Origin of the sequence: Thermomonas sp. (assembly GCF_020850895.1) — a bacterium.
Classification (GTDB): domain Bacteria; phylum Pseudomonadota; class Gammaproteobacteria; order Xanthomonadales; family Xanthomonadaceae; genus Thermomonas.
Map to the genome: position 1 here is coordinate 1 of NZ_JADZDS010000009.1, position 26,744 is coordinate 26,744.

Sequence of the window (26,744 nt, forward strand, 5' to 3'; positions counted from 1 at the left end):
GAACAAGTCCGGCAATGCCAGCCTGCGCTGGGGTGAGGGTCTATTGATCACGCCGACCGGGCGCGCCTATGACCGCCTGCAGCCCGAGGACATCGTCCATCTGGACGCCGAAGGCGGCTGCCGGCCGCGGCAGCTGATCCCATCCAGCGAATGGCGCTTCCACGTCGACATCCTGCGTGCGTTCCCGGCGATGAACGCGGTCGTCCACGTTCATTCCACCCATGCCACCGCCTTGGCCTGCCTCGGCGAGGGCATCCCCGCCTTTCATTACATGGTCGCAGTGGGCGGCGGCGACCGCATTCCTTGCGCCGATTACGCCACCTTCGGCACCGCCAAGCTTTCCGACAACATCCTGCGCGCAATGGCCAATGGTCTGCATGCCTGCCTGATGGCCAACCATGGGCAAGTCACCACCGGCAAGACCCTCGCCGAGGCCTATGCATTGGCAGAGGAAGTGGAGAACCTCGCACGCCAGTACATGCTGGCACGCACGCTGGGGGCAACAAAAAACCTGTCGAAGGAAGAGATGGACGCGGTACTGGAAAAGTTCAAGACCTACGGGCAGCAACACCGGGGGCATTGACCGATTCGATGGGGATCAGCGCATGACGGACAAACCGGTTGCCATGAGTGAGGGGGTTGGCACTCGCTAGAATGCACGCATGACGACGACTGCCTTCGACCACAACCTGTATGCCGGCTGCGCGGCGCAGATCATTTCCCATACTCGGGAGCTGGCTGCCAGGGGTTGGACGCCTGCAACAGCGGGCAATTTTTCCATCCGCATGGATGCAGACCACGCGGCCATCACCATTTCAGGCAAGGACAAGGGGCGACTGACCGAAGCCGACATCATGGTCGTGGACATGACCAACAACGCAGTGGCCACCCACCACCGCCCGTCAGCCGAAGCAGCGCTGCACACCCACCTGTATCGGCGTTTCCCGAACGTCGGCGCGGTGCTGCACACCCACTCCCCCACCCAGACCATCGCCGGGCTGCTGTATGAACAAGAAGGCCGGGTACGACTCCGCGGCTACGAACTGTTCAAGGCGCTTCGCGGGCACACCACCCATGAAGCAACGCTGGATCTCCCGGTGGTGCCCAATTCTCAGGACATGGACACACTGACCGCCAGCGTGGACGCTGCGTTGACCGAACCCAACAGCTGGGGCTATCTGATCGCCGGCCACGGCCTGTACGCCTGGGGACAGGACATCAGCGAGGCGAGGCGGCATCTGGATGCATTCGAATTCCTGTTGGGATGCGAACTGGAGATGCGCCGACTGCGCACCTGAGGAGACCACCGATGAGTCGACTTCGTATCTTTGCCGAAGACAACCCGAATACACCACTCCAGACCACGGACTGCCACGTGGCGATCGTGGCTGCGCTGGAAAAAATCGGCGTCGCTTTCGAACGCTGGACACCCACGCACCCGGTCAAGCCGGGGGATGCACCAGAACAGGTGATGGCCGCCTACCGGGAGGATATCGACCGACTGGTGGCCGCGCACGGATTCCAGAGTGTCGACGTGGTCAGCATCGCTCCCGACCATCCCGACCGCGTGGCCCTGCGCGCAAAATTCCTCGACGAGCATGCCCACAAGGAAAACGAGGTGCGGTTCTTCGTGGCCGGAGGCGGGCAGTTTTCCCTGCATGTGGGCGACAGAGTGTACGAAGTGGTGTGCGAAACGGGGGACCTGATTTCGGTGCCAGACGGTGCTACCCACTGGTTCGACATGGGCGAGGAGCCGAGTTTCGTGGCCATCCGGTTCTTCACCGAGCCGGACGGGTGGGTGGGTTATTTCACCGGAAGCGACATTTCCCGGAGGTTCTCCCGCTATCAACCGGCCCAGGCATCTTGACCACCATCCTCACCGACATCGAAGGCACCACCAGCAGCATTTCCTTCGTCAAGGACGTGCTGTTCCCGTACGCACGGGCGGCCCTGCCGGGCTTCGTTCGCGACCACGGCCACGACCCGGAGGTGCGTCGCTGGCTGGACCATGTGGCGATCGAGATTGCCGCCAGTGCCTGTCAGGACGCGGTGATCGTGGAGACCCTGCAGGGCTGGATCGATACCGACCGCAAGCACACCGCGCTGAAGGCGCTGCAAGGCATGGTCTGGGAAGCAGGCTATCGTGACAAGGATTTCACCGCACCCCTGTATCCGGATGTCGTCCCGGCGCTGCGACGTTGGCATGCCGAAGGGCATGTGCTCGCCGTGTATTCCTCAGGTTCAGTGCCGGCACAGAAGCTGTTGTTCGCGCACACGGATTCCGGCGACTTGACCCCGCTGTTTTCCGGCTTCTTCGATACCGAGGTCGGTGGCAAGCGCGAGGCCGACAGTTACCGCACCATCGCTACACGGGCGGCGCGGGAACCCGGCGACATCCTTTTCCTGTCCGATGTGGTGGCAGAACTCGATGCCGCCCGCGACGCCGGCCTGCGCACGGTCTTGCTGGATCGACGCGAGGATTACCCGACCCCACGCCTTGGCGAGGCCACGCACGAACATCGTCGGGTGGAATCGTTCGCCGAGATCATGCCCTGAACCAAAGGCTCAGGGCTGCGCATCCAACAGCGTGTAGCTTGTTGTCGCGGTGAGCACGCCGCGCCAGCGATCAAACGCACGCACCTCGATCCGGTGGGCGCCAGCCGCAAGATTCGTGGGCAGCGCCGCACGCCAGAGGTGCGGGGAAATCTCGGCCTCGGGCGAACGGTCGAAACCGCGCAGGGCTTCGGCCAGGTCATCGCGCATGTTTTCCTCGGTCAAGCTCGGATCCGGCAGATCGACCTTCTTCATTGGCTTCCACTCCCCATCATCGACCCGGAACTCCAGCCGTGAGGCGTCATCGCCCATGTAGTAATTGGCGAACACACCCCAGGCCGGATAGGCGCCACGACGCAGGACCTTGGGCGCGTGCAGGCCAATCTGGGTGTCCGCCGGGTCGCGCGCCGCATGCCATTCCAGGGCGTAGCCGCCCTGAGGCTTGAGGGTCAGCACCGCATAACCATTCGGGCTGCCATCGCCCATTCGCGCATCGGGAATACCTTCGGCATCCTTCACACCACTCCAGTACGCACCGCAGGCCGCGCCGACGTTGAACTCATGCAGGGGCACGGCGCCCAGCCAGCCATCGCTGGCGTCGTGGAAGACATTGCGCTGGCCGTGGCTGTGCGCGCTCAGGACCAGCACATGCGGAAACGGCGCGAGCAAGGCGAATAGACGGGTACGATCGGCATCGCGGAAGTTCTTCTCGTCGACCTTGTCGAACAACGGGATGTGCATCGCCAGCACCAGCAGCTTGTCCTTCGGCAGCGTGGGCAGGTAACGCTGCAGGAAGGCGTACTGATCCTCGCGCAGGCCGCCGATGTAGGCCGGCTTCTGCCCGGGCAGGGTGATCACGTCGTCCAGCACCACGAAGTTGGCGAGCGCGGTCTGCCGTGCCTGCGTGTCCGGGCCGATCAAGCGGTGGAACACCGTCAGCGCGGTCGCGTCGTTGGTCGTGCCGCGGTCGATGTCGTGGTTGCCGGGTGCGAACATCCACGGCAGGCCGAGCAATTCGGTGGCCTGCTTGACCGCGGGCAACAAATCCGGCGCATCGTCCACCAGATCGCCCAAGGTCAGGCCCAAACTAGCCCGGGTACGCCCGCGCAGGGGCTGCACGATGTCACGCAGGAAATAATCGACTTGTTCGACGGAGCGTGGCTGCGGATCGCCGAACACCAGCACCTGTGCTGCATCACTGCGCACGCTGGCGGGCACGCGCCGATAGACCATGCAACCCGGGCCATGCCAGTTATCTGCCTGTGGCAAGGGCTGCGGTGCTTCCACCGCGACCGGCACGCAGGCCGTCGTCTGCGCTTGGACGGCCGGGGCGAGCAACAGTAGAACGAAAAATAGATGGCGATGCATCCGGCAATTATGCCTGCACGCCGCCGCCCGCGATGTTCATCCGCGCCGTGCCGCCAATACCTGCCGGGCATCGGCCAGCGACAGGCCACGCGCACGCAGCAGCACGGCGAGGTGGTAGAGCAGGTCGGCGGCCTCGCCCAGCAGCGCCTCATTGTCCTGCGCCACCGCCGCCAATGCCGTTTCCACGCCCTCCTCACCCACTTTCTGGGCGATCCGGCGCACGCCCTCGGCAAACAGTTTCGTGGTGTAGCTGCCGTCCGGGCGTTCGCGCGCACGTGTTGCGATCAGCGCATCCAGCTCGGCCAAGGCATCGCCAGGCGCCTCAGTGAAGCAGCTGCTGCGCTGAAGATGGCAGGTGGGTCCGTGCGGGTGCGCCTGCACCAACAAGGTGTCGGCATCGCAATCGGTCGCAACACCCACCAGTTCCAGCACATTGCCCGAGGTTTCGCCCTTCATCCATAACCGCCGCTTGCTGCGGCTGAAGAAGGTGACCTTGCCGCAGGCCAGGGTGGCCATCAGCGCTTCACGGTTCATATAGCCGAGCATCAGCACGCGCAGGCTGGTCGCGTCCTGCACGATCACCGGAAGCAGGCCGTCCTGCTTGTCCCACGCCAGCGATTCGATGTCGAACTTCGAGTTCATAGGCGCACCTGTATGCCGCGTCCGCGCAAGGTGCGCTTGAGTTCGGGAATGGCCAGCGCGCCGGAATGGAACACGCTGGCGGCCAGCGTGCCGTCCACGTCGGCCTGCAGGAACGCATCGGCGAAGTGCTGTGGTGCGCCCGCGCCGCCAGAGGCCACCAGCGGCACCGTGCAGACCGCACGCACCGCGCACAGCTGTTCGATGTCATAGCCCGCACGCACGCCGTCGCTACCCATGCAGTTGAGCACGAACTCGCCTGCGCCCAGCCGCTGCGCCTCGACCACCCAGTCCAGCGTGCGCCAGCCCGGTGCCCGCATCGTGTCCGGTGTGCCGGTGTGGCTGCGCACCCGCCATTGGCCATCGGCTTCGCGGACCGAATCAATGCCGACCACCACGCATTGCACGCCGAAGGCGTCGGCAAGTTCGACAATCAGGTCCGGGCGTTCGAGCGCCGGGGTATTGATCGAGACCTTGTCGGCACCCGCGCGCAGCACCTCCCGCGCTTCAGCCACGCTGCGGATGCCGCCGGCAACGCAGAACGGGATATCAAGTTTGCGTGCCACCTGCACCACCCAGTCGCGATCCACGCTGCGCCCTTCCGGGCTGGCGCTGATGTCGTAGAACACCAGCTCGTCGGCACCGGCATCGCGATAGCGCGTCGCCAGTTCGACGATTCCTCCCATGTCGACGTGATCACGGAAGCGCACGCCCTTGACCACCCGGCCATCGCGCACGTCGAGGCAGGGAATGATGCGCCGGCTCAACATGCCAGCGCCTCCTCCAATGCCAACCGCCCGTCCAGCAACGCCTTGCCCAGCACCGCACCCGCGCAGCCCGCCGCACGGGCGTCAACGACGTCGCGCACGTCGCGCACACCACCACTGGCCTGCACCTGCACGCCGGGATACGCGACGCAGAGATGCCGATACAGGTCCAGATTGGGGCCGGTCAGCATGCCGTCGCGGGCGATGTCGGTGCACAGCACATGGCGTAGGCCGGCGTTGGCATAGCGCGCCAACAGCAACTCCAGCATTTCCTCGGAGGTTCGCGTCCAGCCGTGCACGGGCAAGCGCCACTGACCGTCGGCATCTTTCCGGGTGTCCAGCGCGATTGTCAGCACCTCGCTGCCGAATTCATCCAGCCAATCGATCACGGCGTCCGGCTCATGCACCGCGAGCGAACCCACCACCACCCGCGTTGCACCCGCATCCAGCAGCGCCCGCACATCCCCGCGGATGCGCACGCCGCCACCGGTTTGCACCTGCAGGCCGGTGCTGGCCACGATCCTTGTCAGCAGCGGCAGCAAGGTATATCCGCCGGCCTTGGCTGCATCCAGATCGACCAGATGCAGCCATGTCGCGCCGGCCTCGGCATAACGCCGGGCGAAGGCCAGTGGGTCCTCGCCATAGCGTGTTTCATCGGCGTAATCGCCCTGTCGCAGGCGCACCACGCGTCCGCCGCGTACATCGATGGCCGGGTAAATGGAAAAACTCATCACGGGTTCCATTCCATGAAATTCGCAAGCAGACGCGCACCCACCGATGCCGAACGTTCCGGATGGAACTGCGCACCGGCAACCCGCCCACGTTGCACCATCGCGGCAAAGCGTTCGCCATGCGTGCATGCGGCAACGCAATCATCCGTCACCGGCGCGGCATAGCCGTGCACGAAATAGGCGTGTGCATCGCCCTCGATGCCATCCAACAAGGGGGATGGCCGCAGTGGCTCCAGTCCATTCCAGCCCATGTGTGGCACCCGCAAGCCGGTCGACCCCTGTAACTTGTGCACCCGTCCAGGCAGCAGGCCAAGGCAGCCCACCTCACCCTCTGCCGAGGATTCGAAAAGCAATTGCATCCCGAGGCAGATCCCCAGCAACGGCACTCCGAGGGTCGGCAACACTTCGACGAAGCCGCGTTCGCGCAGCAACGCCATCGCGCATGCCGCCGCCCCCACGCCGGGCAGGATGACCCGCTGCATGCCGCGCAATCCATCGGCATCGCGCACGACCACGGGTGTGGCCCCAAGGCGCTCCAACGCATAGCAGACAGAACCGAAATTCGCCCCGCCGGCATCGATGACAGCGACCACGCTCACAGTGCGCCCTTCGTCGAAGGCAGTTCCAGGCCTTCGCGCCGGACCGCCTGCCGTAGCGCGCGCGCCAGCACCTTGAAGCAGGCTTCAACCTGATGGTGGGTATTCTCGCCCTCGACCTTCAGATTCAGGTTCAGCCCCGCCGCATCACACAGCGAACGGAAGAAATGCGGCACCAGCTCCAGCGGCAGGTCGCCGACGCGCTCGCGGCTGAAGCGCCCATCGAACACGAAGTACGGACGGCCGGAAAAATCCAGCACTGCGCTGGCCAGGCTTTCGTCCATCGGCAGGGTGAAACCATAGCGACCGATTCCACGCTTGTCGCCCAGCGCCTCACGCAGCGCCTGCCCGAGCGCCAATCCGGTGTCTTCCACGGTGTGGTGCTCATCGATGTGAAGATCGCCCTCGGCTTCGATCTCAAGTGCGAAGCCGCCATGCTTGCCGATCTGCTCCAGCATGTGATCGAAGAATGCAAGCCCGGTGCGGATCTTCGGCTCGGCGATGCGATCCAGATCAACCGCGACGCGGATCCTGGTTTCCTTGGTATCGCGCTGCACGATGGCGCAGCGCGGCGCATTGGCCAACGCATGAGCGATCTCGGCCCAATCCCAATTCCCGCCGAACTGCGCGGTCTGCAACTGGAAGGCGCGGATGTTCATGTTCCGTGCGAAGTCAATATCGGTGGGACGGTCACCCACAACCGCACTACGCGCCCAGTCGATCGATCGATCTTGCAGATAGCCGGTCAACATGCCGATGCCAGGCTTTCGGTTCGGACTGTTCTCCGACGGGAAACTCGCGTCGATGAATTCATCGCGAAACACGATGCCCTGGCTTTCGAATATCTGAAGCATCAGCGCATGCGGGCCATCGAAATCTTCCCGTGGAAAGGCGTCGGTGCCAAGGCCATCCTGGTTGCTGACCATCACGAAGTCGTAGCCGGCATCGCGAATTTTCAGCATCGCTGGAATCACGCCGCGCACGAGGCGCAGCTTCTCGAACGCGTCAATCTGAAAATCCGCCGGCTCCTCGATCAGGGTGCCGTCGCGATCCACGAACAAGACGGGCCGAAGACTCATGCCGCCGCCTCCGCGCCAACCGCTTCCAGCGCTGCCAGCACCCGCCTGCATTCCTCACGGGTCCCCACGGTAATCCGCAGCGCATCACCCAACTGCGGCATGGCGCGCATGTCGCGCACCACCACGCCCGCCGCCAGCAGCGCGGCGAACGCCGCACTGACATCCATGAAACGCACCAGCAGGAAGTTACCTGCCGCGGGGTACACCCTCCGCACCGATGGCAATCCACGCAGCCCATCGGCCAGCCGCGCCCGGGCTTCGCGCACCGCCGCCATCCGACTACGCGTCAATGCCAGCGCGCCAGCTTCCAGTGCCTCCATCGCTGCGTCCACCACCGGCTGCGGCATCGGGTACGGTGCCTGGCAGCGGCGCAGCGCCTCGATCAATGCTGGGCCAGCAAGTACACAGCCAACCCGCGCACCAGCCAGTGCATGCGCCTTCGAAAGCGTGCGCAGTACGACGATGTTGTCGCCCGCCTCCAGCAGCGTCGTTGCCGATGGCGCATCGGCGTATTCGATGTAGGCTTCGTCCACCACCACGATGCAGCGTTCGCGCAGTCGCCGCGCCAATGCAGCGATGTCGGAAAGCGCCAACAATTCGCCAGAGGGATTGCCCGGCGTACACAGGAACAGCAGGCTGGCCCCCTGCGCCAGCGCGGCGTCGCCCATTGCCGCAAGGTCTGCGCACAGTCCGGCACTGCCATCGCGAAGCGGCACGTCGACCACGGTGGCACCGTGCAATCTTGCGCATACCGCGTACATGCCGAATACCGGCGGCGCGATCACCACCCGGCCTTGCCCCGGCGCGCAGAAGGCGCGAAGCAACAAATCGATGCCCTCGTCGCTGCCCCGCCCCACCAGCAACTGCACTGGAGCGACGCCATACAACTGCGCCAACCGTGCGCAGAGTGCTTCCGGCTGCGGCTGCGGATAGCGACGCAGGCGCGAATCGGTATCCGCGGCGTTCGCCCACGCCGATTCATTGGCATTGAGCCAGATGCGTCCAATCAGCGTATCGCTGCGCGCGGATTTGTAGCCCGCAAAGTCGCGCAGGTCGGCGCGCAATAGTGACTCCACCGTGCTGCTCATGCGGCTTGCTCCAAGCGCAACTCCACCGCTCGTGCGTGCGCCGTGAGCCCTTCGGCATGCGCCAAGGTCGCCGCGCAGGGCCCTGCATTGGCGATTCCTCCGCGCGTTGCCTCCTGCACGGTAATTGCTTTCTGGAAGCTCGCCACCGACAACCCGCTCCACGCCCGCGCCGCGCCACCCGTAGGCAGCACATGGTTGCTGCCGCTGCAGTAGTCACCCAGTGCTTCCGGTGTGAAATCGCCGAGAAAGATGCTGCCGGCATTGTCGATGTCCGCCAGCCATGCCGTCGGCTCGCGCACGCTCAGGATCAAGTGCTCCGGGGCATAGGCATTGCTGATCTCGATTGCCTGCGCGATGCACGCCACCTTCAGGAACCGCGAACTGACCAGCGCACGCGTCGCGATGTCGGCACGGGGCAGTTGTGGCAACTGTGTGGCGATCTCGTCCATCACCGCCTCCAGCAGCGCATCATCGTCACTGAGTAACAGCACCTGCGAATCCGGGCCATGTTCCGCCTGCGACAACAGATCAGCCGCAACGAACGCCGGGTTCGCCCCGGCATCGGCGATCACCAGCACTTCCGATGGCCCCGCCGGCATGTCGATGGCCAGCCCGCCGGGACGCTGTGCCGCCTGTCGCTTGGCCTCATCCACCCATGCATTGCCAGGACCGAACAGCTTGTCGCAGCGCGGCACCGTTTCAGTCCCCAGCGCCATCGCCGCGATGGCTTGGGCACCACCCAGCTTGAACACGCGCACGCCTGTCGCCTGTTGCGCAGCCAGCAACACCGCCGGATCCGCACTCCCATCCGCACGCGGCGGCGTGCACAGCACAATCTCCTTGCAACCGGCCAGGCGCGCCGGAACGCACAGCATCAACGCAGTTGATGGCAGCGGTGCGCTACCCGCAGGCACGTACAGGCCGACCCGCCGTATCGGTCGCTGCACCCGTTCGCAGCGCAGCCCCGGCGCGGTGTCCACGGCATAGCTCCCTGCCATGCCCGCACGATGGAAGGCTTCGATGCGCCCAGCCGCTTCGACGATTGCGTGGCGTACCTCGGCCGGCACCCGCGTTGAGGCTGAGCTGAGCTCGTCCTCGCCGACCTCGAACTCCGCAAGCGCCACACCATCGAAACGCATCGTGTAGTCCAACAATGCCGCATCGCCTCGCGCATCCACCTCGGCGAAGATCGCCTGCACGCCCTTGCGCACCCGATCCGATACGGCTTGCACCGGGCGCTGCAACAGCGAGTCGCGCGCAGCACTATCCAGCCGATTCCAATCCAGGATATTCATGCCAGCATCCGCTCCACGGGCAACACCATCAACCCACGCGCGCCTGCACGCTTGAGGTCTTCCAGCCGCTGCCAGGTCATCGCGCCATGGCAGAGCGCCTGCAGCGCCAGCGTGTCGGCGCCATCCACCGCGCACATCGTGGGCGGCTCGGCATCCGGCAAGAGCTGCAACACCTGTGGCAAGCTGTCACGCGCGGCTTGGAACAACAACAATTTGCTATCGCGGATGCGCAGCACGCCATCCATCCGACGCAACAGCAAGTCCGCAAGTTCAGCACGCACATCACCAAACGGCTGCACCGGCCCCGCCAACACCGCCTCGCTCAACATCACGTCTTGCACGGCTTTGAGCTGGTTTGCGGCGAGCGTGGCGCCACTGGACACCAAATCGCAAATCACATCGGCTTGCCCAAGGCGCGGTGCGATTTCCACCGAACCGTTGAGTACCACGATGTCAGCTTCCAACTGCTGCGCCCGTAGCCATCTGCGCAGCTGATTGGGGTACGTAGTGGCGATACGTTTCCCGGCGAGTTGTTGCGCACCTTGCCAGTCCCAACTTTCCGGCACCGCAACGGAGAGCCTGCAACCACCAAAACCCAACGCCCGCCATTCACGGAAGTTAGCCGAATTGCCATTGGCGGCACGTCCATCGATCTCCTCATCCAGCACGTTGCGCCCGACGATCCCGAGATCACACACGCCTTCGGCAATCAACCCGGGGATGTCGTCATCGCGTACCAGAAGCAGGTCGACCGGCAGCGATTCGCCGTAGCAAAACAACTTGTCGCGGCTTTCACGCCAACTGAGTCCTGACGAAGACAATAGTGCGCGCGCTGGCTCACTCAAACGCCCGTTTTTTTGGATCGCGATACGCAGTCGATCACGCACCGCAGGGTTGGCTGCAGGACTCATGTTGTGGGTACTCAATTTGATATGTCAGTTGCCTACAGTCCAAGACGGCGTACGGCGGCGAGGTATCCGCCAGCACCTCGTTCCAACGTCCGCGCAACACGACCGGTGGTGGTCACGCTGACCTTGGTGCGCTCGTGGATTTCACGATAAGGGACACCCTGGATCAGCAACGGCACAACCTTCCAGCGGTCACCCATCGCCTCCAGCTCGGCCGGCGTGCACAGATCCTCCAAGAAGGCACGGACTTCTGCAGCACCTTTCAGCATGGACAGCGCATGCGCCAATGCGCCGATGGCTACGGAAGCGTCATAGGGCAATACCGGCTCGGGGCGCTGTTTCATGGTTGACCTGTCCCAGTGGTTGGGTGTCTCAAGATGCACGCTGTGTCCTGCGCCAGCGTATTAACGCGCTATTACGATAACACGCAATTGCCCCACTGACAACACCCGGAATAGCAATAGGCTGGCCGAAGCGCAGTGCCCCACTCACCGCCCTGATTGCAGTGTCGTTCGCTGCGCAATACGTCCGCGGAATGGAACCTCCGCCACCCCCACACACCACTGCTCCCTCGTTACGATCGGAGCGGATGCGCATTGATTCCACGATCGGCGATGCCGACCTTTGCCGTCGTCAAGGATGGATCTTGTTCAGCAGCGCTGGGATGCCGCTTCGTTGATACCTTCGACGATGATGGGATCGAGGCCGACGTTATTGTGCTCGAACACGCGTTCCGCGCGGTAACTGGAACGCACCAGGGGGCCGGAAACGACTTCGAGGAAACCCTTGGCAAGCGCCATGTCCCGGTACTGGCGGAATTGATCGGGAGTGACGAACCGTTCCACAGGCAGGTGGTTCTTGGTTGGGCGCATGTACTGACCCATGGTCACCACGTCCACGTTTGCCGTGCGAAGGTCGTCAAAGGTGCGTTCGATCTCATCGTCGGTTTCGCCCAAGCCAAGCATCAAACTGGTCTTGACCACCGTATGTGGAGCGTGCTGTTTGGCGAACTTGAGCAGGTTGATGGTGCGCCAGTAGCCGGCGCGCGGATCGCGCACCGGATGGGTCAGTCGTTCCACCGTTTCAACGTTCTGGGCGAAGGTAGCCAGACCTGCATCGAGCACGGTGGCGACGTGTTCGGTTTGTCCGCCGAAGTCCGGCGTTAGAGCTTCCACTGCGGTCTGCGGCATGCGGTCATGGATGGCGCGAATGCAGGATGCGTAGTGGCCGGCGCCGCCGTCAGGCAAGTCATCGCGATCCACCGAGGTCAACACCACGTACTTGAGTTGCATCAATGCAACCGCATCAGCAACGCTGGCCGGTTCCAGCGGGTCCAGCCAGCCGTTCGGGTTTCCGGTGGACACCGAGCAAAACTTGCAGGCGCGTGTGCACACCGAGCCCATTAGCATCAAGGTGGCGGTGCCGCGTCCCCAGCATTCGGCGATGTTCGGGCATTTGGATTCGGCACAGACGGTCGACAGCCTGTGGCTCTGCACGATTTCGCGAATTTCCTGGAAACGCGCACCGGTGGGCAACTTCACCCGCAACCACGTCGGCTTGCGATCGACGTCTGGGAGTGCGCTCAACTTGTTGGGCTTGATGCCGTCCTTGATCGCTGGCGTGCCCTGTGGGCTAACGAACTTGCTGCCCGGAGACGGGCGTTCGATGTCGTTGCTGGAATCGCTCATGCTGTTTCAGGGCCTGACGTCAAAAAGAAGCGGTCGCACTTGTCGCACCGAAGGTCAACCTGAAGGTTGTCCACGCGATTGGCGCATGATAACAACCGACGCCTCTTTACGTTTCATCCGGACGGAATATGGGCCGCGGCCAAGCGGATCCGTGCAGCACTCGCAAATCCTTCGCACGCTTGACAACTCCCGCTGCACTGCAGCATAGTCAGGCCATGTCCCTCCGCATGACGACTACGACCATTACCATCACCGGTACCCCACCGGTGCGGTCGCTCATGCCTGGATAAAACTTCTACCCAGACATTGGCCCCGCAGCGAAGAGGCGGGGCGCAAACCCGTCATGAGCGCAGCGCGGGCCTCCACCGGAGGCTCCATGGATTCACCTGCATCGCAATCCGCTGCTGCCGCATGCAGCGTGCACAAGTTTGGCGGAAGTTCCTTGGCCGATGCCGGCTGCATCCGCCGCGTGGCCGACCTGCTTCTTGCCGACCAAAGCACGCGCCAAGTCGTGGTCACTTCGGCCATGCTGGGAACCACCGACGCACTGGTTGCGCTCGACCGCGCCGCAACCTCTGGCACCGACTGGGCGCAGGGACTCGCGGCCATCCGCACGCGCCACCGCGACACAGCATCTGCCCTGCTCCAGCACCCGGAACAGGCGTTGGCGCAAGTGGATGCACTGTGCGACGAACTGGGGGTGTTGCTGCAGGCGGCTGCACTGCTGAGACAACCCGGCCCCACCGCTCTGGCGCGCATCAGTGGCATGGGAGAATTGCTGTCGACCAGTCTGCTCAATGCCCACTTGCGTGAACGCGGCGCGGACTACGCATTGCTCGACGCACGCATCGTGTTGCAGGTACGCCACACCGAACTCGGCGCCGTGGTCGATCGCGATGCCAGCACGAGGCAACTCGCCGAATGGCGGCAACTGCACCCGAATGCGCGCATCAACGTCACCGGATTCATCGCCAGCGATGAATCCGGATTGCCCACCACGCTGGGCCGCAACGGCAGCGACTATTCAGCAGCGATTTTCGCGAGCCTGTTCGACGCCGATGTACTGCACATCTGGTCGGACGTCGATGGCGTGCTGTCGGCCGATCCCCGCCTGGTTCCGGAGGCGGTGCCAATTGCGGCCATGAGCTACCGAGAAGCCTGCGAGTTGGCGTATTTCGGGGCCAAGGTAATCCATCCGCAGGCGTTGGCACCGGCCATAGCCAACAACCTGCCGATCCGGATGCGCAATACGTTTCGCCCCGAGCACCCCGGTACCCGCATCGACGCTGAGGGTGACCCGGTCGGCAGCGGGCCGGTCAAGGGTCTGACGCTGAACCACGGCCTCGCGCTGGTTTGTCTCGAGGGCGCCGGGTTGATCGGCGTGCCGGGTACCGCCGAACGCACCTTCGGCGCACTGCGTACTGCTGGCGTATCGGTGGTCATGATCTCGCAGGGATCCTCCGAGCATTCAATCTGTTGCGTGGTGCATGCTGACCAGGCCGAATCCGCGCGTGCTGCACTGGCCACGGCCTTCGACCGGGAATTGGCCGGTGGCCAAGTGCACGGCGTCACTGCCTTTACCGGGATCAGCGTGCTGGCAGCGGTCGGGGACGGCATGGCCGGAACGCCCGGCGTGGCCGCACGATTGTTCGACGCACTGGCGCGGGCACAAGTCAACGTTCGGGCAATTGCCCAAGGTGCGTCCGAGCGCAACATCTCGGTCGCACTTTCCAACGATGACGCCATCCGTGCGCTGCGTGCGGCCCATGCGGCCTTCTGGCTCTCACCGCAAACCCTGGCACTGGCAGTCATCGGCCTAGGCAAGGTCGGTGCGGCCCTGCTTGACCAATTGGAGGCAGCCATGCCTCGCCTGCGCCGCGATGCCAACGTCGACCTGCGCCTGCGGGTCTTGGCCACCAGCAGCCAGATATGGACGCTCGACCACGGCGATGGCAGCAGCTGGCGGGAACGGTGCCAGGGAGCATCCAATCCTGCCGACCTCGACGCCATCGCGCCGCACCTGCACGCCACCCACCTTCCGCATAAGGTCATCATTGATTGCAGCGCCAGCGACGCGGTCGCCAGCCACTATCCGCAGTGGCTGGCCGCCGGCATCCACGTCATCACCCCCAATAAACAGGCCGGCGCAGGCCCGCTGGAACGCCACGAAGCCATCCGCGCAGCGTGCGAGAAAAGTGGCGCGCGCTTTCGCTACGAGGCAACAGTCTGCGCTGGACTGCCAGTGATCTCGACCCTGCGCGACCTGCTCGACACCGGCGACTCCCTCATCGCCATCGACGGCATCTTTTCAGGCACGCTGGCCTGGCTGTTCAATCGCTTCGACGGTAGCCAACCGTTTTCCGATCTGGTGCGGCAGGCCCACGCACTTGGCTACACCGAACCCGATCCACGCGACGATCTCTCCGGCACTGACGTTGCGCGCAAGCTGGTGATCCTCGCGCGCGAAGCCGGGATGCTGTTGTCGCTGGCTGATGTCCAGGTGCAAAGCCTGGTCCCTGATCGATTGCGTGGAGCCGATCGCGACGCCTTCATGTCCGGGCTGGACGCACTCGACACCCCGATGCAGGCAGCACTTGACCATGCCCGCTCGCACGATGGCGTGCTTCGTTATGTCGCCCGCCTGGATAGCGAAGGACGCGCATCCGTCGCCCTGCAAACAATCCCGGCCGACCACGCCTTCGCCCACCTTCGCCTGACGGACAATTGCGTGTCGTTCACCACCCGCCGCTACAGCGACAACATGCTGGTCGTGCAGGGCCCCGGCGCCGGACCGGAAGTGACGGCCGCCGGCGTGTTTTCCGACCTGCTGCGGTTGGCAGCAGCGCTGGGGGCACGCCTGTGAGCGCCATGTTCGCCCGTGCCTTCGCACCCGGCTCAGTCGGCAATGCCGGGGTCGGCTTCGACATCCTCGGCCACAGCATTGCCACCATCGGCGACGTGGCAACCGTGCGACGCATCGATGCCCGCGAAGTGCGCATCACAGCGATCCGTGGTTGCGTCACCAACCTGCCACTGGACGCTGCAAGCAACACCGCAGGTGTCGCCCTGATCGCGCTGCGTGAAGCGCTCGACCTTCCCTTCGGCTTCGAACTCGAACTTGACAAGGGCATTCCCCTCGGTTCGGGCCTCGGAGGTTCGGCGGCTTCCTGCGTGGCCGCATTGGTCGCCGCCAATGCCCTGCTCGAGGCACCGCTGTCGCCGCAGGCACTGTATCCGCATGCGCTGACCGGCGAAGCCGCCGCCAGCGGAGGACGCCACGGCGACAACGTAGGCCCGATGCTGCTCGGCGGTCTGGTGTTGACCACGGACACCACGATGACGCCGGTGCGTGTTCCGCCCAACTGGCACGCTGCCGTGGTTCATCCACACGCCATCCTGGAAACCCGGCACGCGCGTGCGGCCCTCGCCGGTGCCTACGCCCTGCGCGAGTTCGTGGCCCAGAGCGCGAACTTGGCCCAGGTATTACTCGGTTGCGAGCGTGGGGATGTCGATCTGGTACGCGCAGGCTTGTCCGACGTGCTGGTGGAACCGCGACGGGCACCCCTGATCCTGGGGTTCGCCGACGTGAAGCAGGCAGCACTGGATGCAGGTGCGATGGGCGCCAGCATTTCCGGTGCCGGTCCCAGCGTATTCGCTTGGTGCGAAAGCCTGCCCGAAGCACAGCGTGCGGGGGAAGCCATGCGTGCCTGCTTCGCCAGTCACGGCTTGGCCAGCGATCTCCTGCTGACCCCGATCGCCGGCCCCGCCTCGCGGGTGTTGTCATGAAGGCCTTCAGCACCCGCGGCCACGCACCTGCGCTGCCTATCGCCGACGCCATCGTCGCCGGATTGGCTCCGGACGGTGGACTGTACCTGCCGGAGGCATGGCCTCGTTTCACGCCCAACGCGTTCGACGACGATCACCGCCTCGCCCAGGTCGGGCTGCGCCTGCTGCATCCGTTCTTCGCCGGTGGCACGCTGGAACAGGCGCTACCCGGGATCTGCAACAGCGCACTGGACATCGACCCGCCGTTGGTCGCGTTCGGCCAGGAAGGGGACTTCCTTCTCGAACTGTTCCATGGCCCAACCGCCGCATTCAAGGATTACGCCGCGAGATTCCTCGCCGGGTGCCTGGCTTCACTGCCCCGCAATGAAACACCCCTGACGATCCTGGTCGCCACCTCCGGTGATACCGGCGCAGCGGTGGCAGCCGCCTTCCACGATCGCCCGGGATTTCGCGTCGCCATTCTGTATCCCGATGGCCGAGTTTCACCACGACAAGCCCACCAACTTGGCAGCCTCGGCGGCAATGTTCGCGCACTGAGAGTGGACGGCAGCTTTGACGACTGCCAACGCCTCGCCAAGACCCTGCTGGCAGACGCCGAGTTCCGACGCGCTGTACCAATGGGAACGGCCAACAGCATCAGCCTCGGACGCCTATTGCCACAGTCCGCCTACTACGCCCACGCCGCGCTGAGTCATTGGCGTCGAACTGGAAGGACTTTGAACTTCGTCGTTCCCACAGGCAATCTCGGCAACGCGCTTGCCTGCCTGCTGGCCAGGCACATGGGCATGCCAATCGCCAACATCGCGCTGGCCAGCAATGCCAACCGCGTGCTGCCGGAATTCTTCGCGGGCGCCGGTTACACACCACGGCCCGGCATCGCCACGCTTGCCAACGCGATGGACGTCGGCGCGCCGAGCAATTTCGAACGCCTGCAGGCGCTCCATCCTGACCCCGCCGTTCTTCGAGCCACGCTGCGCGCCGAGTCAATCGACGACGACCAGATCCGCGCTGCCATCGTGCGGACACTGGAGAAACGTGGCCACGTCGTGTGTCCGCACACGGCCTGTGCAACCGCCGTGCTGGATGGCCTGCGTGCCAGGGGCGAAGCCGGCGACTGGGCCGTTGTCGCCACTGCGCACCCGGCAAAGTTCCCGGAGGTGGTCGAGCCGTTGATCGGGCGCACGGTATCACTGCCGGCCAGCCTGTCCAGCATGCTGTCACGTCCAAGCCATGCCCAGCCGATGGCCAATGACGCCGACGCACTGCGTACTGCATTGCGTATCGATGCTGACGAACCCACCTGTTAGGACAACGCTGATGTTGTCGGCGTTGCCTGCCGACCATGGATGGTCGGCCATGAATCCATCTGGCCGTGATTGATTCGTGAGAGTCGCGACCTGGCCTGTGCCGGGCTCGACGTGGACTGACAACTCCAGGATCGGATTGTTCAGGTCTTCCTGATCCACCGGATGTCACCATCGACACAGCCCTTGTGGACGACTGTCTGCGCGTCAGGGTCCGCCAATCCTTCCGGACAATGGCTGAAAGTCATCGCGCATTCTGGCGATGGACAACGATGCGTTGCACCGTATCGCCGCCACGCCAATCCTGCGCGATTCGATCGGCCACGTGCAGTCGCCGCGCCGGCGCCCCGACCACACTTCGGCCAATTCGTCTGGCGCAGCCCGTGGCCGGCGCAACCACTGCATTGCCGAGTACTTCCTCAGCCCTCCACACCCACCCGCTGCCGCAACTCGCCACGATAGGTTCGACTGCACGGCAATTTGGCGCCATCTTGCATATGCACGCGGGCATCGCCGGTGTCCAGCGGCTCGATGGAGGCGATGCAGTCCAGGTTGACCATGTAGCTGCGATGGACGCGGACAAACCGAGTGGGGTCGAGCTTGGCCTCGATCCCGCCGAGCGTGCTGCGCAGTGGGTAGTCATGACCGCGCACGCGCAGGTTCACGTAATTGCCGGAAGCCTGCAACCACTCGATGTCATTGGCGGGGATCAGGAATTCACGGCCCAGCTTGCGGATCAGGAAGCGTTCCGGTCGATCCACCGGCTCCACTGGCTGCCCTTCGTCAGGAGATCCCAGCAGGCTGGCCTCGCCTTGCAAGCGGCGCAGGAGGAAACGATAGCCCTCGATGATCAGCACTGCCGCGGCGTAAGAACGCACATCCTTCAGGTATTCGTAGCCAAACTCCCACCACCAGACTCCGAAGTCGTAGTGGTCGCCCTGGCTGGCGTATGCGAGCTTCCGAATCGCCACCATCCCGGCCACATGCAGGATCGACCAAGCCATGCTGCCCAGCAGGTGCATCGGCAGCATCCTCCGCCAGGTGTCCAAATGCAGCGGGTAGCGGCGGGTGAACCAGACCAAGGCCGGTACCAGAGCCAAGGCCGTGATCGCTGAGCTCGCTTCCCAGACCACGGGCTGCCAGGTGGTGAAGGCCAGATGTGCGCGCCGAACATCCATGTTCACCGTGATGCTGTTGGCCACCGCGCTGACCAAGCACTGCGCGATCCAGAACCCGGGTTCGACGATGCGTCGCCAGGATTGGTAGCGCTGGTAGCGGGTCGGCGGCGATTGATCCATTCGCGCATTGTATTGGTGGGGTCGACATTCTCATCCCCGACTCGTCCCCGCATCCCGCGGCTTGTCCCAAACCCGCGTCTGGCCGTCACTTCAGGCTGGAGCGGACCCCGGGCCGGCGTGAACCATGCGCCCACGCCCGCACCGGAACCGCCCGCATGCAACGCCGCCACGACCTCGACTGGGTACGCATTCTCGCCTTCGCCCTGCTCGTCCCCTATCACGTCGGCATGTACTACGTGCGCTGGGATTGGCACGTCAAAAGCCCGGAATTGGTGCCCGCACTGGAACCGTTGATGGTACTGAGTGCGCCTTGGCGGCTCTCCCTGCTGTTCCTGGTGTCGGGGGTGGCCACCGCGTTTCTGAAGGCGAAACTGCCCAGCGGCTTCCTGCGCCAGCGTTCGTGGCGCCTGCTGCTGCCCCTGTTGTTCGGGATGTACGTGGTGGTGCCGCCGCAGGCGTTTCTGGAATTGGTCGAAAAGGTCCCGGGTGGCTATCACACCGGCTACCTGGGCTTCATGAGCCAATACCTTCAAGGCGGCGACATCTACTGCATGGCACCGCACGATTGCGTTGACGGGCCGACCTGGAACCACCTGTGGTTTGTCGCCTACCTCTGGACCTACACCCTGGCGCTCTGGGTCGTGTGCCGATGGCTGCCTAGGGCGTGGCGCACAAAGGCGGCCGGGTGGATACGGTCCGCCTGCAGCGGTCGCGGGATCCTGCTGTGGCCGATGCTGTGGCTGGTCGCGGCGCGGGTGCTGGTCTATCCGCATTTCCCGTCCACCCATGACCTCACCGATGATGCCTACAACCATGTGCAATATGGGCTGGTCTTTGCGCTCGGTTACTTGCTGGTGAACGCGGACACAGCATGGGAACAACTGCGTCGCAGCCGACACTGGATGCTGGCTCTGGCGCTGGCCAGTTATGCCGTGATGATCGCGGGCTACCTGCAGTTCGACGACTTCGATACGATCCCGGACGGCCCTGTCGCCATCCTGCGCACGCTGTGGGGCGTGATGGAATGGAGCGCGATCGCTGCCATCCTCGGCTATGCACGCGCCTGCAATCCGAAGGACAGCCCGTTGCTGCGCTACCTGACCACTGCGGTGTTCCCGTTCTACATCCTCCACCAGACGGTGATCGTGGTCCTCGCACACAATCTGAAGCCACTGCACCTCGCGCCTGCGGTCGAAGGCCCACTGTTGATCCTGTCAACCTTTGCGCTGTGCCTGCTCGGCCACGAAGGCATCCGCCACGTCGGCTGGCTGCGGCCGTTGTTTGGCCTCAAGCTGGAACCGAAGTGCTTGCCGGCTCCCGATGCGCAACCACGAGCTGGATAGCATCGAAGCCACGGTAGTCGTCCGGCACGATGCGATAAGCGATGCGCACGCGTGATGGCGGCGCATCGCCATCCCAGCCATTGAACTGGATCGCGTTGAAGCGCTTGCCATCGAGACCAAGCTCCAGCTTGAGGTGGCGATCCTTGAGGACGCGGAAGTTCAGCACGTCGAACTCACCGTCGAACTGCGGCTCGGGATAACCCTGGCCCCAGTGACCACCGTCGCGCAGGGCCAGTGCGGTGTCGATGTGGAATTCGCCTGCGGCCAATGCGCCATCGCTGCAGAGGTCCTCGGTCAGCATGTCCGCACTCAATCGCTCGCGGGCAACCCGCGCAAAGGCATCCCGGAAGGTCGGGAATGCATCACGTGGCAGGCTCATCCCCGCCGCCATCGCATGCCCGCCAAAGCGCGTAATCAGGCCCGGATGGCGCGCATCGACCAAGGCCAGCGCGTCGCGAATATGGAAGCCCGGGATCGAGCGCGCCGAGCCACGCAGCACCTCGCTTTCGGGTTCGGCCGGAGCGAACGCGATCGCTGGCCGGTGCAGGCGCTCCTTCAGCTTGGACGCCACCAGTCCGACCACGCCCGGATGCCACTCGGAATCGAACAGGCACGCCGCGAAACGGGTATCGATGCCGTCGAGACTGGCGTCGGCCATGTCCTGCATCGTGGCCTGCAGGACGCGGCGCTCCTCGTTGATGCCGTGCAGAACCGACGCCAGTTCACGCGCTTGGCGCGGATCATCGGTGAGCAGGCATTCGATGCCGATGCCCATGTCCTCGAGCCTTCCGGCAGCGTTGATGCGCGGGCCAATGCTGAAACCGATGTCAGTGGTGGACAGGGCTGCAGCCTTGCGACCTGACGCCTCGATCAAGGCATTGAGGCCAGCGCAGCCCTGCCCCGCCCGCAGCCGGCGCAGGCCCGCACCCACCAAGGCACGGTTGTTGGTATCCAGCGGCACCATGTCGGCGACCGTCCCCACCGCCACCAGATCCAGCAACGACGCAAGCTCGGCCTGCACGCCCAATCCAGCCCGCAATGCCAGCAGCAGGTAGAACATCACCCCAACCCCCGCCAGCGCCTTGCTGGGGAAGGTGCAACCGGGTTGGTTGGGGTTGACGATGGCATCGGCGGCCGGCAGCGTTGGGCCGGGCAAGTGATGGTCGGTGACCAGGACTTGCCAGCCCAGTGCCTTGGCAGCCGCAATCCCCGCGTGGCAGGCGATGCCGTGATCGACCGTCACCACGAGATCGGGCTGCAGCGCCGACAGTTCTTCCACCAGTCCGGGAGTCAATCCGTAACCGTGGAGGATGCGGTTTGGCACCGCCTGCAGCAGCGTCCTTGCGCCCAGCAGACGCAGCCCACGCACCGCGACGGCGCAGGCGGTGGCGCCATCACAATCGAAATCCCCCACCACGAGGATTCGTGCGTCGCGGGCGATGGCCGCTGCCAGCAATGCCGTCGCCGCATCAATGCCCTTGAGTTGCGATGGTGGCAACAAATCCCCAAGTTTTGGCATCGCGCTGCGACCATCGCTGCCGCGCGCAGCATGCACGCGACGCAAAACGTCGGGCCAGTGGGCAGGCCAATCGCCGGCTGGTTCGACGAATGGCCGGCGAACAATGCGGCGCGGCACGGTCATGCCAGCTCGGCCAGCGGCCTGCGCCAGATTCGCCAGCGCTGGCCTGGCCTCAGATGGAAGGCCCGGCCATCGGCAAAATCAAACGTCACAGCTCGCCTGTCGGCAAGCCGTGCAGCCGGCACCAGCCACGCATCGAGCAATTGACGCGGATCACGCTGTCCACGCAAATCGACCAAGGCGTCGTGTTCGGTACCGTGTTGGAAAGCGGACAACGGCATGCCTTGCAGCTTGCCCAATCGCGCCGCGCCCTGCACAGCGGAATCGTCTGAAAATATCGTCAGTGCATCACTGGACAGTGCATCAGGCAATACCCCGCTTCCCCAGAACCACAGGGCATTCACCGCGACCCGACCCGATGCAAGGCGGGCCGCGTTGTGCGGATGGTTGTGCAGCAACACCTGCACTTCGTTCTGCAGAATCCGCCAGCGCCGCGCTTCCGGGCCATCCGGAAGGTGATCGAAGATATCGTCGCCCAAGGCATCCTCTGGCGCGGCGAACGCCGGCAATTTCGCTTCGCGTGGCAACCGCAGGTACCAGCGGGTCGGATGCGGCGCGTCCAACTGGAAACCGAAGTCGCCAAACAACGGCTTCAACGCCGGCAACAGCGCCTCCACATCGTCCTGATCCAGACCGACGGTGCGACCAATGCCGAGCAAGCGCGCGCCGTTGATGTCGGGCCGGATATGCGCAGGATCGACGCGCAGCCACGCACCAAGGCGCACGTCCTCATCTCCGGTATCGAGAAGGCGGGTCAGTGCCGCCGCTGGCCAACCGCGCGGCAGCACGTCGAAATGGCGCGCCAGCAAGGCCAGCTCGCCCACGCCACCCTGCCCCTGGTCGGCCCGACCGAGCCGCTTGGACAAGGCCATCGGCAAGGTGCTACTGGCAAACCTCACGGTCGACGGCAGCAGCAGGGTCAAGCGAGGCACGACTCAGCCCTTGTAGGCAACCGACACAATCTCGTACTCGCGGGTGCCGCCAGGCGCTTCGATGGTGATGGCATCGCCTTCGTGCTTGCCGATCATGGCGCGCGCGACCGGCGAGGAAATCGCGATCAGGCCCTGCTTGATGTCGGCTTCGAGGTCACCGACGATCTGGTAGGTCTTTTCTTCGTCGGTATCGCAGTCGACCAGCACCACGGTGGCGCCGAACACCACCTTGTCGCCGGCGGCGAGCTGGGCGACGTCGATCACCTGCGCATGCGACAGCTCGGCTTCGAGGTGCTTGATGCGCCCTTCGATGAAGCCCTGCTGCTCGCGCGCGGCATGGTATTCCGCGTTTTCCTTGAGGTCGCCGTGCGCACGCGCTTCGGCGATCGCCTCGATCACCGCCGGTCGCTTGACCGACTTCAGTTCTTCCAATTCCGCGCGTAAACGCTGCGCGCCCTTGGCCGTCATCGGGACCGGCATGGATCGAGCTCCTTGTGCAATTCCTGCAGCGAGAGCACGTCGCCCTTGCCGCGGTGGTCGAGTGAATGCAGCAGCGCGCTTGCGCCTGCCACGGTGGTGGAATAAGTCACGCGCGCCTGCAGCGCCTCGCGACGGATCGAGAACGAGTCGGCGATGGCTTGGCGTCCTTCGGTCGTGTTGACGATATAGCAGATTTCGCCGTTCTTGATCAGGTCGACGATATGCGGCCGGCCTTCGGCGACCTTGTTGATCTTGTCGCAGGCCACGCCGTGTTCGCTCAGGTAATGGGCGGTGCCGCCGGTGGCGACAATGCTGAAGCCGCGTTCCAGCATGTAACGGGCGACCGGCAACACGCGCGCCTTGTCCGGGTCCCGCACTGAGATGAAGGCCTTGCCCGGCTGCGGTGCCTTGATGTTGGCGGCCTCCTCGGCACGCGCAAAGGCCGCCTCGAAGCTGAGGCCCACGCCCATCACTTCGCCGGTCGAACGCATTTCCGGGCCGAGGATCGGATCGACGTTCTGGAACTTGGCGAACGGGAACACCGCTTCCTTCACCGAGTAGTAGGAGGGCACGATTTCCTCGATAGCACCCTGCTCGGCCAAGGTCTGGCCGGCCATGCAACGGGCCGAGATCTTGGCCAGCGGCCGCCCGATCGCCTTGGACACGAACGGCACGGTACGACTGGCGCGCGGATTCACTTCCAGCAGGTAGATGGTGTCCTCCTCGCCGCCATCGGGCATGCCGACCTGGACCGCGAACTGGGTGTTCATCAGGCCGATCACGTGCAGCGCCTTGGCCAAGGCCACCACCTGTTCGCGCAGGCGCTCCTGGGTGCGCTTCGACAACGAATACGGCGGCAGCGAGCATGAAGAGTCGCCGGAATGCACGCCGGCTTCCTCGATGTGCTCCATCACCCCGCCCACCAGCACGTTGCCGTCGCGGTCCGCGATCACGTCGACATCCACTTCGACCGCCGCATCGAGGAAACGATCCAGCAGCACCGGTGAATCGTGGCTGACCTTCACCGCCTCGCGCATGTAGCGTTCGAGATCGGCATCGGCATGCACCACCTCCATCGCCCGTCCGCCCAGCACATAGCTTGGGCGCACCACCAGCGGGTAGCCGATCTCGCGGGCGTGGGCCAGCGCCTCTTCGGCGCTGCGCGCGGTGCGGTTCGGCGGCTGCTTCAGGCCAAGCTGGTCGACCAGCTTCTGGAAACGTTCGCGATCTTCGGCCAGATCAATCGAATCCGGCGAGGTGCCAATGATCGGCACACCGTTGGCTTCCAGCGCCTTGGCCAGCTTCAGCGGGGTCTGCCCGCCGTACTGCACGATCACGCCATAGGGCTTTTCCAGCTCGACGATTTCCAGCACGTCTTCCAGCGTCAGCGGCTCGAAATACAGGCGATCCGAGGTGTCGTAATCGGTGGAGACGGTTTCCGGGTTGCAGTTGACCATGATGGTCTCGAACCCATCCTCGCGCAGTGCCAGCGCGGCGTGCACGCAGCAGTAATCGAACTCGATGCCCTGGCCAATGCGGTTGGGGCCGCCGCCGAGCACCATGATCTTCCTGCGATCACTCGGATTCGCCTCGCACTCGTCCTCATAGGTCGAATACAGGTAGGCGGTGGAGGTGGCGAACTCGCCAGCGCAACTGTCCACCCGCTTGTAGACCGGGCGCACGCCGAAGGCCTTGCGCAGCGCGCGCACCGCGGTTTCATTGGTGCCGGCCAGCTGGGCGATGCGCGCATCGGAGAAGCCCTTGCGCTTGAGCGCGCGCAGGCGCTTGCCGTCGAGCCCATCGAGGCCGCGGTGCACCACGTCCATTTCGGCATCGATCAATTCCTCGATCTGATCGAGGAACCATGGATCGACGAAGGACAGTGCGTGCACGTCCTCCACGCTCAAGCCGGCACGGAAGCCGTCGGCAAGATGGAAGATGCGCTCCGGGCCCGGCTCCTTCAATTCACGACGCAAGGTCACCAGGCCTTCGTCGGAGCCGAGGTCGAGCCCCGTCGGATCCAGCCCGGTCTTGCCAATCTCCAGCCCGCGCAAGGCCTTCTGCAGCGATTCCTGGAAGCTGCGGCCGATCGCCATCACCTCGCCCACCGACTTCATCTGGGTGGTCAGGCGTGCGTCGGCGGCCGGGAATTTCTCGAACGCAAACCGCGGAATCTTGGTGACGACATAATCAATCGACGGCTCGAACGAGGCCGGGGTCAGGCCGCCGGTGATCTCGTTCTTGAGTTCATCCAGCGTGTAACCGACCGCCAGCTTGGCCGCCACCTTGGCAATCGGGAAGCCGGTGGCTTTCGATGCCAGCGCCGACGACCGCGAGACACGCGGATTCATCTCGATGACGACCACGCGGCCGTCTTTGGCATTGATGCCGAACTGCACATTGCTGCCGCCGGTATCAACACCAATTTTGCGCAGCACCGCGATGCTGGCATCGCGCAGGCGCTGGTATTCCTTGTCGGTCAGGGTCTGCGCCGGGGCAACGGTAATGCTGTCGCCGGTGTGCACGCCCATCGCGTCGAAGTTCTCGATGGAGCAGACGATGATGCAGTTGTCGGCGGTGTCGCGCACCACCTCCATCTCGAATTCCTTCCAGCCCAGCACCGACTCTTCGACCAGCACTTCGTGGGTCGGCGAGAGTTCGAGACCGCGCTTGACGATCTCCTCGAATTCCTCGCGGTTGTAGGCGATGCCGCCACCGGTGCCGCCCAGCGTGAACGAGGGCCGGATGATGGTGGGGAAGCCGACCTTGGCCTGGATCTCCAGCGCCTGTTCGTAGGACTTCGCCACTTCCGACTTCGGGCTATCCAGCCCGATTTCGGTCATCGCCTGCTTGAACAGTTCGCGGTCCTCGGCGGTGCGGATCGCATCGCGCTTGGCACCGATCAGCTCGACGCCGTACTTTTCCAGCACGCCGTTGTCGGCCAAGTCCAGCGCACAGTTCAGCGCGGTCTGCCCGCCCATGGTCGGCAGGATCGCGTCGGGCTTTTCCTTGGCGATGATCTTCTCGACCGTCTGCCAATTGATCGGCTCGATGTAGACCGCGTCGGCCATGTCCGGATCGGTCATGATCGTGGCCGGGTTGCTGTTGACCAGCACCACCCGGTAGCCCTCGTCGCGCAGGGCCTTGCAGGCCTGCGCGCCGGAGTAGTCGAACTCGCAGGCCTGGCCAATGACAATCGGGCCAGCGCCGATGATGAGGATGGTCTTGATGTCTGTGCGCTTTGGCATGG

24 protein-coding genes are annotated in these 26,744 nt (G+C 64.4%); 8 read left to right on the forward strand and 16 right to left on the reverse strand.

Annotated elements, in window-relative coordinates; genetic code table 11:
• From IT472_RS00600 to mtnC, 4 genes are all read left to right on the forward strand, one after another.
• The coding region (locus IT472_RS00600; protein ID WP_297176809.1) for a class II aldolase/adducin family protein at positions 1–583 on the forward strand (583 nt) is incomplete at its 5' end.
• Between the two features lie 79 nt (positions 584–662).
• Positions 663–1,298, forward strand: a complete 636-nt coding sequence (locus IT472_RS00605; protein WP_297176812.1) for a methylthioribulose 1-phosphate dehydratase — start codon at positions 663–665, stop codon at positions 1,296–1,298.
• 11 nt (positions 1,299–1,309) lie between these two features.
• Entirely contained in the window at positions 1,310–1,867 is a 558-nt protein-coding gene (locus tag IT472_RS00610; RefSeq protein ID WP_297176816.1) for an acireductone dioxygenase, read from the forward strand.
• Positions 1,861–2,556 (forward strand): acireductone synthase, encoded by a 696-nt coding sequence (mtnC, locus tag IT472_RS00615; protein ID WP_297176965.1) that lies wholly within the window; start codon positions 1,861–1,863, stop codon positions 2,554–2,556. Before IT472_RS00610 ends, mtnC begins: the two co-directional genes overlap by 7 nt.
• Positions 2,557–2,565: 9 nt before the next feature.
• Here mtnC and IT472_RS00620 read toward each other — a convergent pair whose 3' ends face one another.
• The 11 genes from IT472_RS00620 to lipA all read right to left on the reverse strand — a co-directional run bounded on the left by IT472_RS00620 (position 2,566) and on the right by lipA (position 12,712).
• Entirely contained in the window at positions 2,566–3,921 is a 1,356-nt protein-coding gene (locus IT472_RS00620) for a calcineurin-like phosphoesterase C-terminal domain-containing protein (protein WP_297176819.1), read from the reverse strand.
• A gap of 36 nt (positions 3,922–3,957) precedes the next feature.
• The gene (hisIE, locus tag IT472_RS00625) at positions 3,958–4,563 is read right to left on the reverse strand and encodes a bifunctional phosphoribosyl-AMP cyclohydrolase/phosphoribosyl-ATP diphosphatase HisIE (protein WP_297176823.1); all 606 of its coding nucleotides are present in this window, start codon (positions 4,561–4,563) and stop codon (positions 3,958–3,960) included.
• Positions 4,560–5,330 (reverse strand): imidazole glycerol phosphate synthase subunit HisF, encoded by a 771-nt coding sequence (gene hisF, locus IT472_RS00630; protein ID WP_297176826.1) that lies wholly within the window; start codon positions 5,328–5,330, stop codon positions 4,560–4,562. The genes hisIE and hisF overlap by 4 nt, the downstream gene beginning before the upstream one ends.
• Positions 5,324–6,058: a 1-(5-phosphoribosyl)-5-[(5-phosphoribosylamino)methylideneamino]imidazole-4-carboxamide isomerase gene (gene hisA / locus IT472_RS00635; RefSeq protein WP_297176829.1), complete on the reverse strand. Its 735-nt coding sequence runs from the start codon at positions 6,056–6,058 to the stop codon at positions 5,324–5,326. Before hisA ends, hisF begins: the two co-directional genes overlap by 7 nt.
• The gene (gene hisH / locus IT472_RS00640) at positions 6,058–6,657 is read right to left on the reverse strand and encodes an imidazole glycerol phosphate synthase subunit HisH (RefSeq protein WP_297176833.1); all 600 of its coding nucleotides are present in this window, start codon (positions 6,655–6,657) and stop codon (positions 6,058–6,060) included. The genes hisA and hisH overlap by 1 nt, the downstream gene beginning before the upstream one ends.
• Positions 6,654–7,733 (reverse strand): bifunctional histidinol-phosphatase/imidazoleglycerol-phosphate dehydratase HisB, encoded by a 1,080-nt coding sequence (gene hisB, locus IT472_RS00645; RefSeq protein ID WP_297176836.1) that lies wholly within the window; start codon positions 7,731–7,733, stop codon positions 6,654–6,656. Before hisB ends, hisH begins: the two co-directional genes overlap by 4 nt.
• Positions 7,730–8,821 (reverse strand): histidinol-phosphate transaminase, encoded by a 1,092-nt coding sequence (hisC, locus tag IT472_RS00650; protein ID WP_297176838.1) that lies wholly within the window; start codon positions 8,819–8,821, stop codon positions 7,730–7,732. Before hisC ends, hisB begins: the two co-directional genes overlap by 4 nt.
• Entirely contained in the window at positions 8,818–10,116 is a 1,299-nt protein-coding gene (gene hisD, locus IT472_RS00655) for a histidinol dehydrogenase (protein ID WP_297176842.1), read from the reverse strand. The genes hisC and hisD overlap by 4 nt, the downstream gene beginning before the upstream one ends.
• Entirely contained in the window at positions 10,113–11,027 is a 915-nt protein-coding gene (hisG, locus tag IT472_RS00660; RefSeq protein WP_297176845.1) for an ATP phosphoribosyltransferase, read from the reverse strand. Before hisG ends, hisD begins: the two co-directional genes overlap by 4 nt.
• Positions 11,028–11,059: 32 nt before the next feature.
• Positions 11,060–11,368 carry a YerC/YecD family TrpR-related protein gene (locus IT472_RS00665; RefSeq protein ID WP_297176849.1) on the reverse strand — a complete coding sequence of 103 codons (309 nt, stop codon included), beginning with the start codon at positions 11,366–11,368 and terminating at the stop codon, positions 11,060–11,062.
• A gap of 306 nt (positions 11,369–11,674) precedes the next feature.
• A complete protein-coding gene (gene lipA, locus IT472_RS00670) occupies positions 11,675–12,712 on the reverse strand; it encodes a lipoyl synthase (protein WP_297176852.1) in 1,038 nt (345 codons plus the stop codon).
• Between the two features lie 376 nt (positions 12,713–13,088).
• Between lipA and thrA the strand changes: the two genes are divergently transcribed.
• Genes thrA through thrC form a run of 3 tightly spaced genes read left to right on the forward strand, consistent with a single transcriptional unit; the run spans position 13,089 to position 17,805 of the window.
• Positions 13,089–15,575 (forward strand): bifunctional aspartate kinase/homoserine dehydrogenase I, encoded by a 2,487-nt coding sequence (gene thrA, locus IT472_RS00675; protein ID WP_297176855.1) that lies wholly within the window; start codon positions 13,089–13,091, stop codon positions 15,573–15,575.
• A gap of 5 nt (positions 15,576–15,580) precedes the next feature.
• Positions 15,581–16,498: a homoserine kinase gene (locus IT472_RS00680; RefSeq protein WP_297176858.1), complete on the forward strand. Its 918-nt coding sequence runs from the start codon at positions 15,581–15,583 to the stop codon at positions 16,496–16,498.
• Positions 16,495–17,805, forward strand: coding sequence for a threonine synthase (thrC, locus tag IT472_RS00685; protein WP_297176863.1), 1,311 nt, complete (start codon positions 16,495–16,497; stop codon positions 17,803–17,805). Before IT472_RS00680 ends, thrC begins: the two co-directional genes overlap by 4 nt.
• Positions 17,806–18,221: 416 nt before the next feature.
• On the opposite strand, the gene IT472_RS00690 is transcribed toward thrC, so the two are convergent.
• Positions 18,222–19,100 carry a LytTR family DNA-binding domain-containing protein gene (locus IT472_RS00690; protein WP_297176866.1) on the reverse strand — a complete coding sequence of 293 codons (879 nt, stop codon included), beginning with the start codon at positions 19,098–19,100 and terminating at the stop codon, positions 18,222–18,224.
• Between the two features lie 155 nt (positions 19,101–19,255).
• Here IT472_RS00690 and IT472_RS00695 point away from each other — a divergent pair, with 155 nt between their 5' ends.
• The gene (locus tag IT472_RS00695) at positions 19,256–20,443 is read left to right on the forward strand and encodes an acyltransferase (protein ID WP_297176869.1); all 1,188 of its coding nucleotides are present in this window, start codon (positions 19,256–19,258) and stop codon (positions 20,441–20,443) included.
• Here IT472_RS00695 and recJ read toward each other — a convergent pair.
• The 4 genes from recJ to carB are packed head-to-tail and all read right to left on the reverse strand — an operon-like array spanning position 20,388 to position 26,742.
• On the reverse strand, positions 20,388–22,085 hold the full coding sequence (recJ, locus tag IT472_RS00700) for a single-stranded-DNA-specific exonuclease RecJ (RefSeq protein ID WP_297176872.1): 1,698 nt from the start codon (positions 22,083–22,085) through the stop codon (positions 20,388–20,390). The two genes, IT472_RS00695 and recJ, sit on opposite strands and share 56 nt — an antisense overlap.
• The gene (locus IT472_RS00705; protein WP_297176875.1) at positions 22,082–23,005 is read right to left on the reverse strand and encodes a phosphoglycerate mutase; all 924 of its coding nucleotides are present in this window, start codon (positions 23,003–23,005) and stop codon (positions 22,082–22,084) included. The genes recJ and IT472_RS00705 overlap by 4 nt, the downstream gene beginning before the upstream one ends.
• A gap of 12 nt (positions 23,006–23,017) precedes the next feature.
• Entirely contained in the window at positions 23,018–23,482 is a 465-nt protein-coding gene (gene greA, locus IT472_RS00710; RefSeq protein WP_297176967.1) for a transcription elongation factor GreA, read from the reverse strand.
• Positions 23,479–26,742, reverse strand: a complete 3,264-nt coding sequence (gene carB, locus IT472_RS00715; RefSeq protein ID WP_297176878.1) for a carbamoyl-phosphate synthase large subunit — start codon at positions 26,740–26,742, stop codon at positions 23,479–23,481. The genes greA and carB overlap by 4 nt, the downstream gene beginning before the upstream one ends.
• Positions 26,743–26,744: the final 2 nt, after the last annotated feature.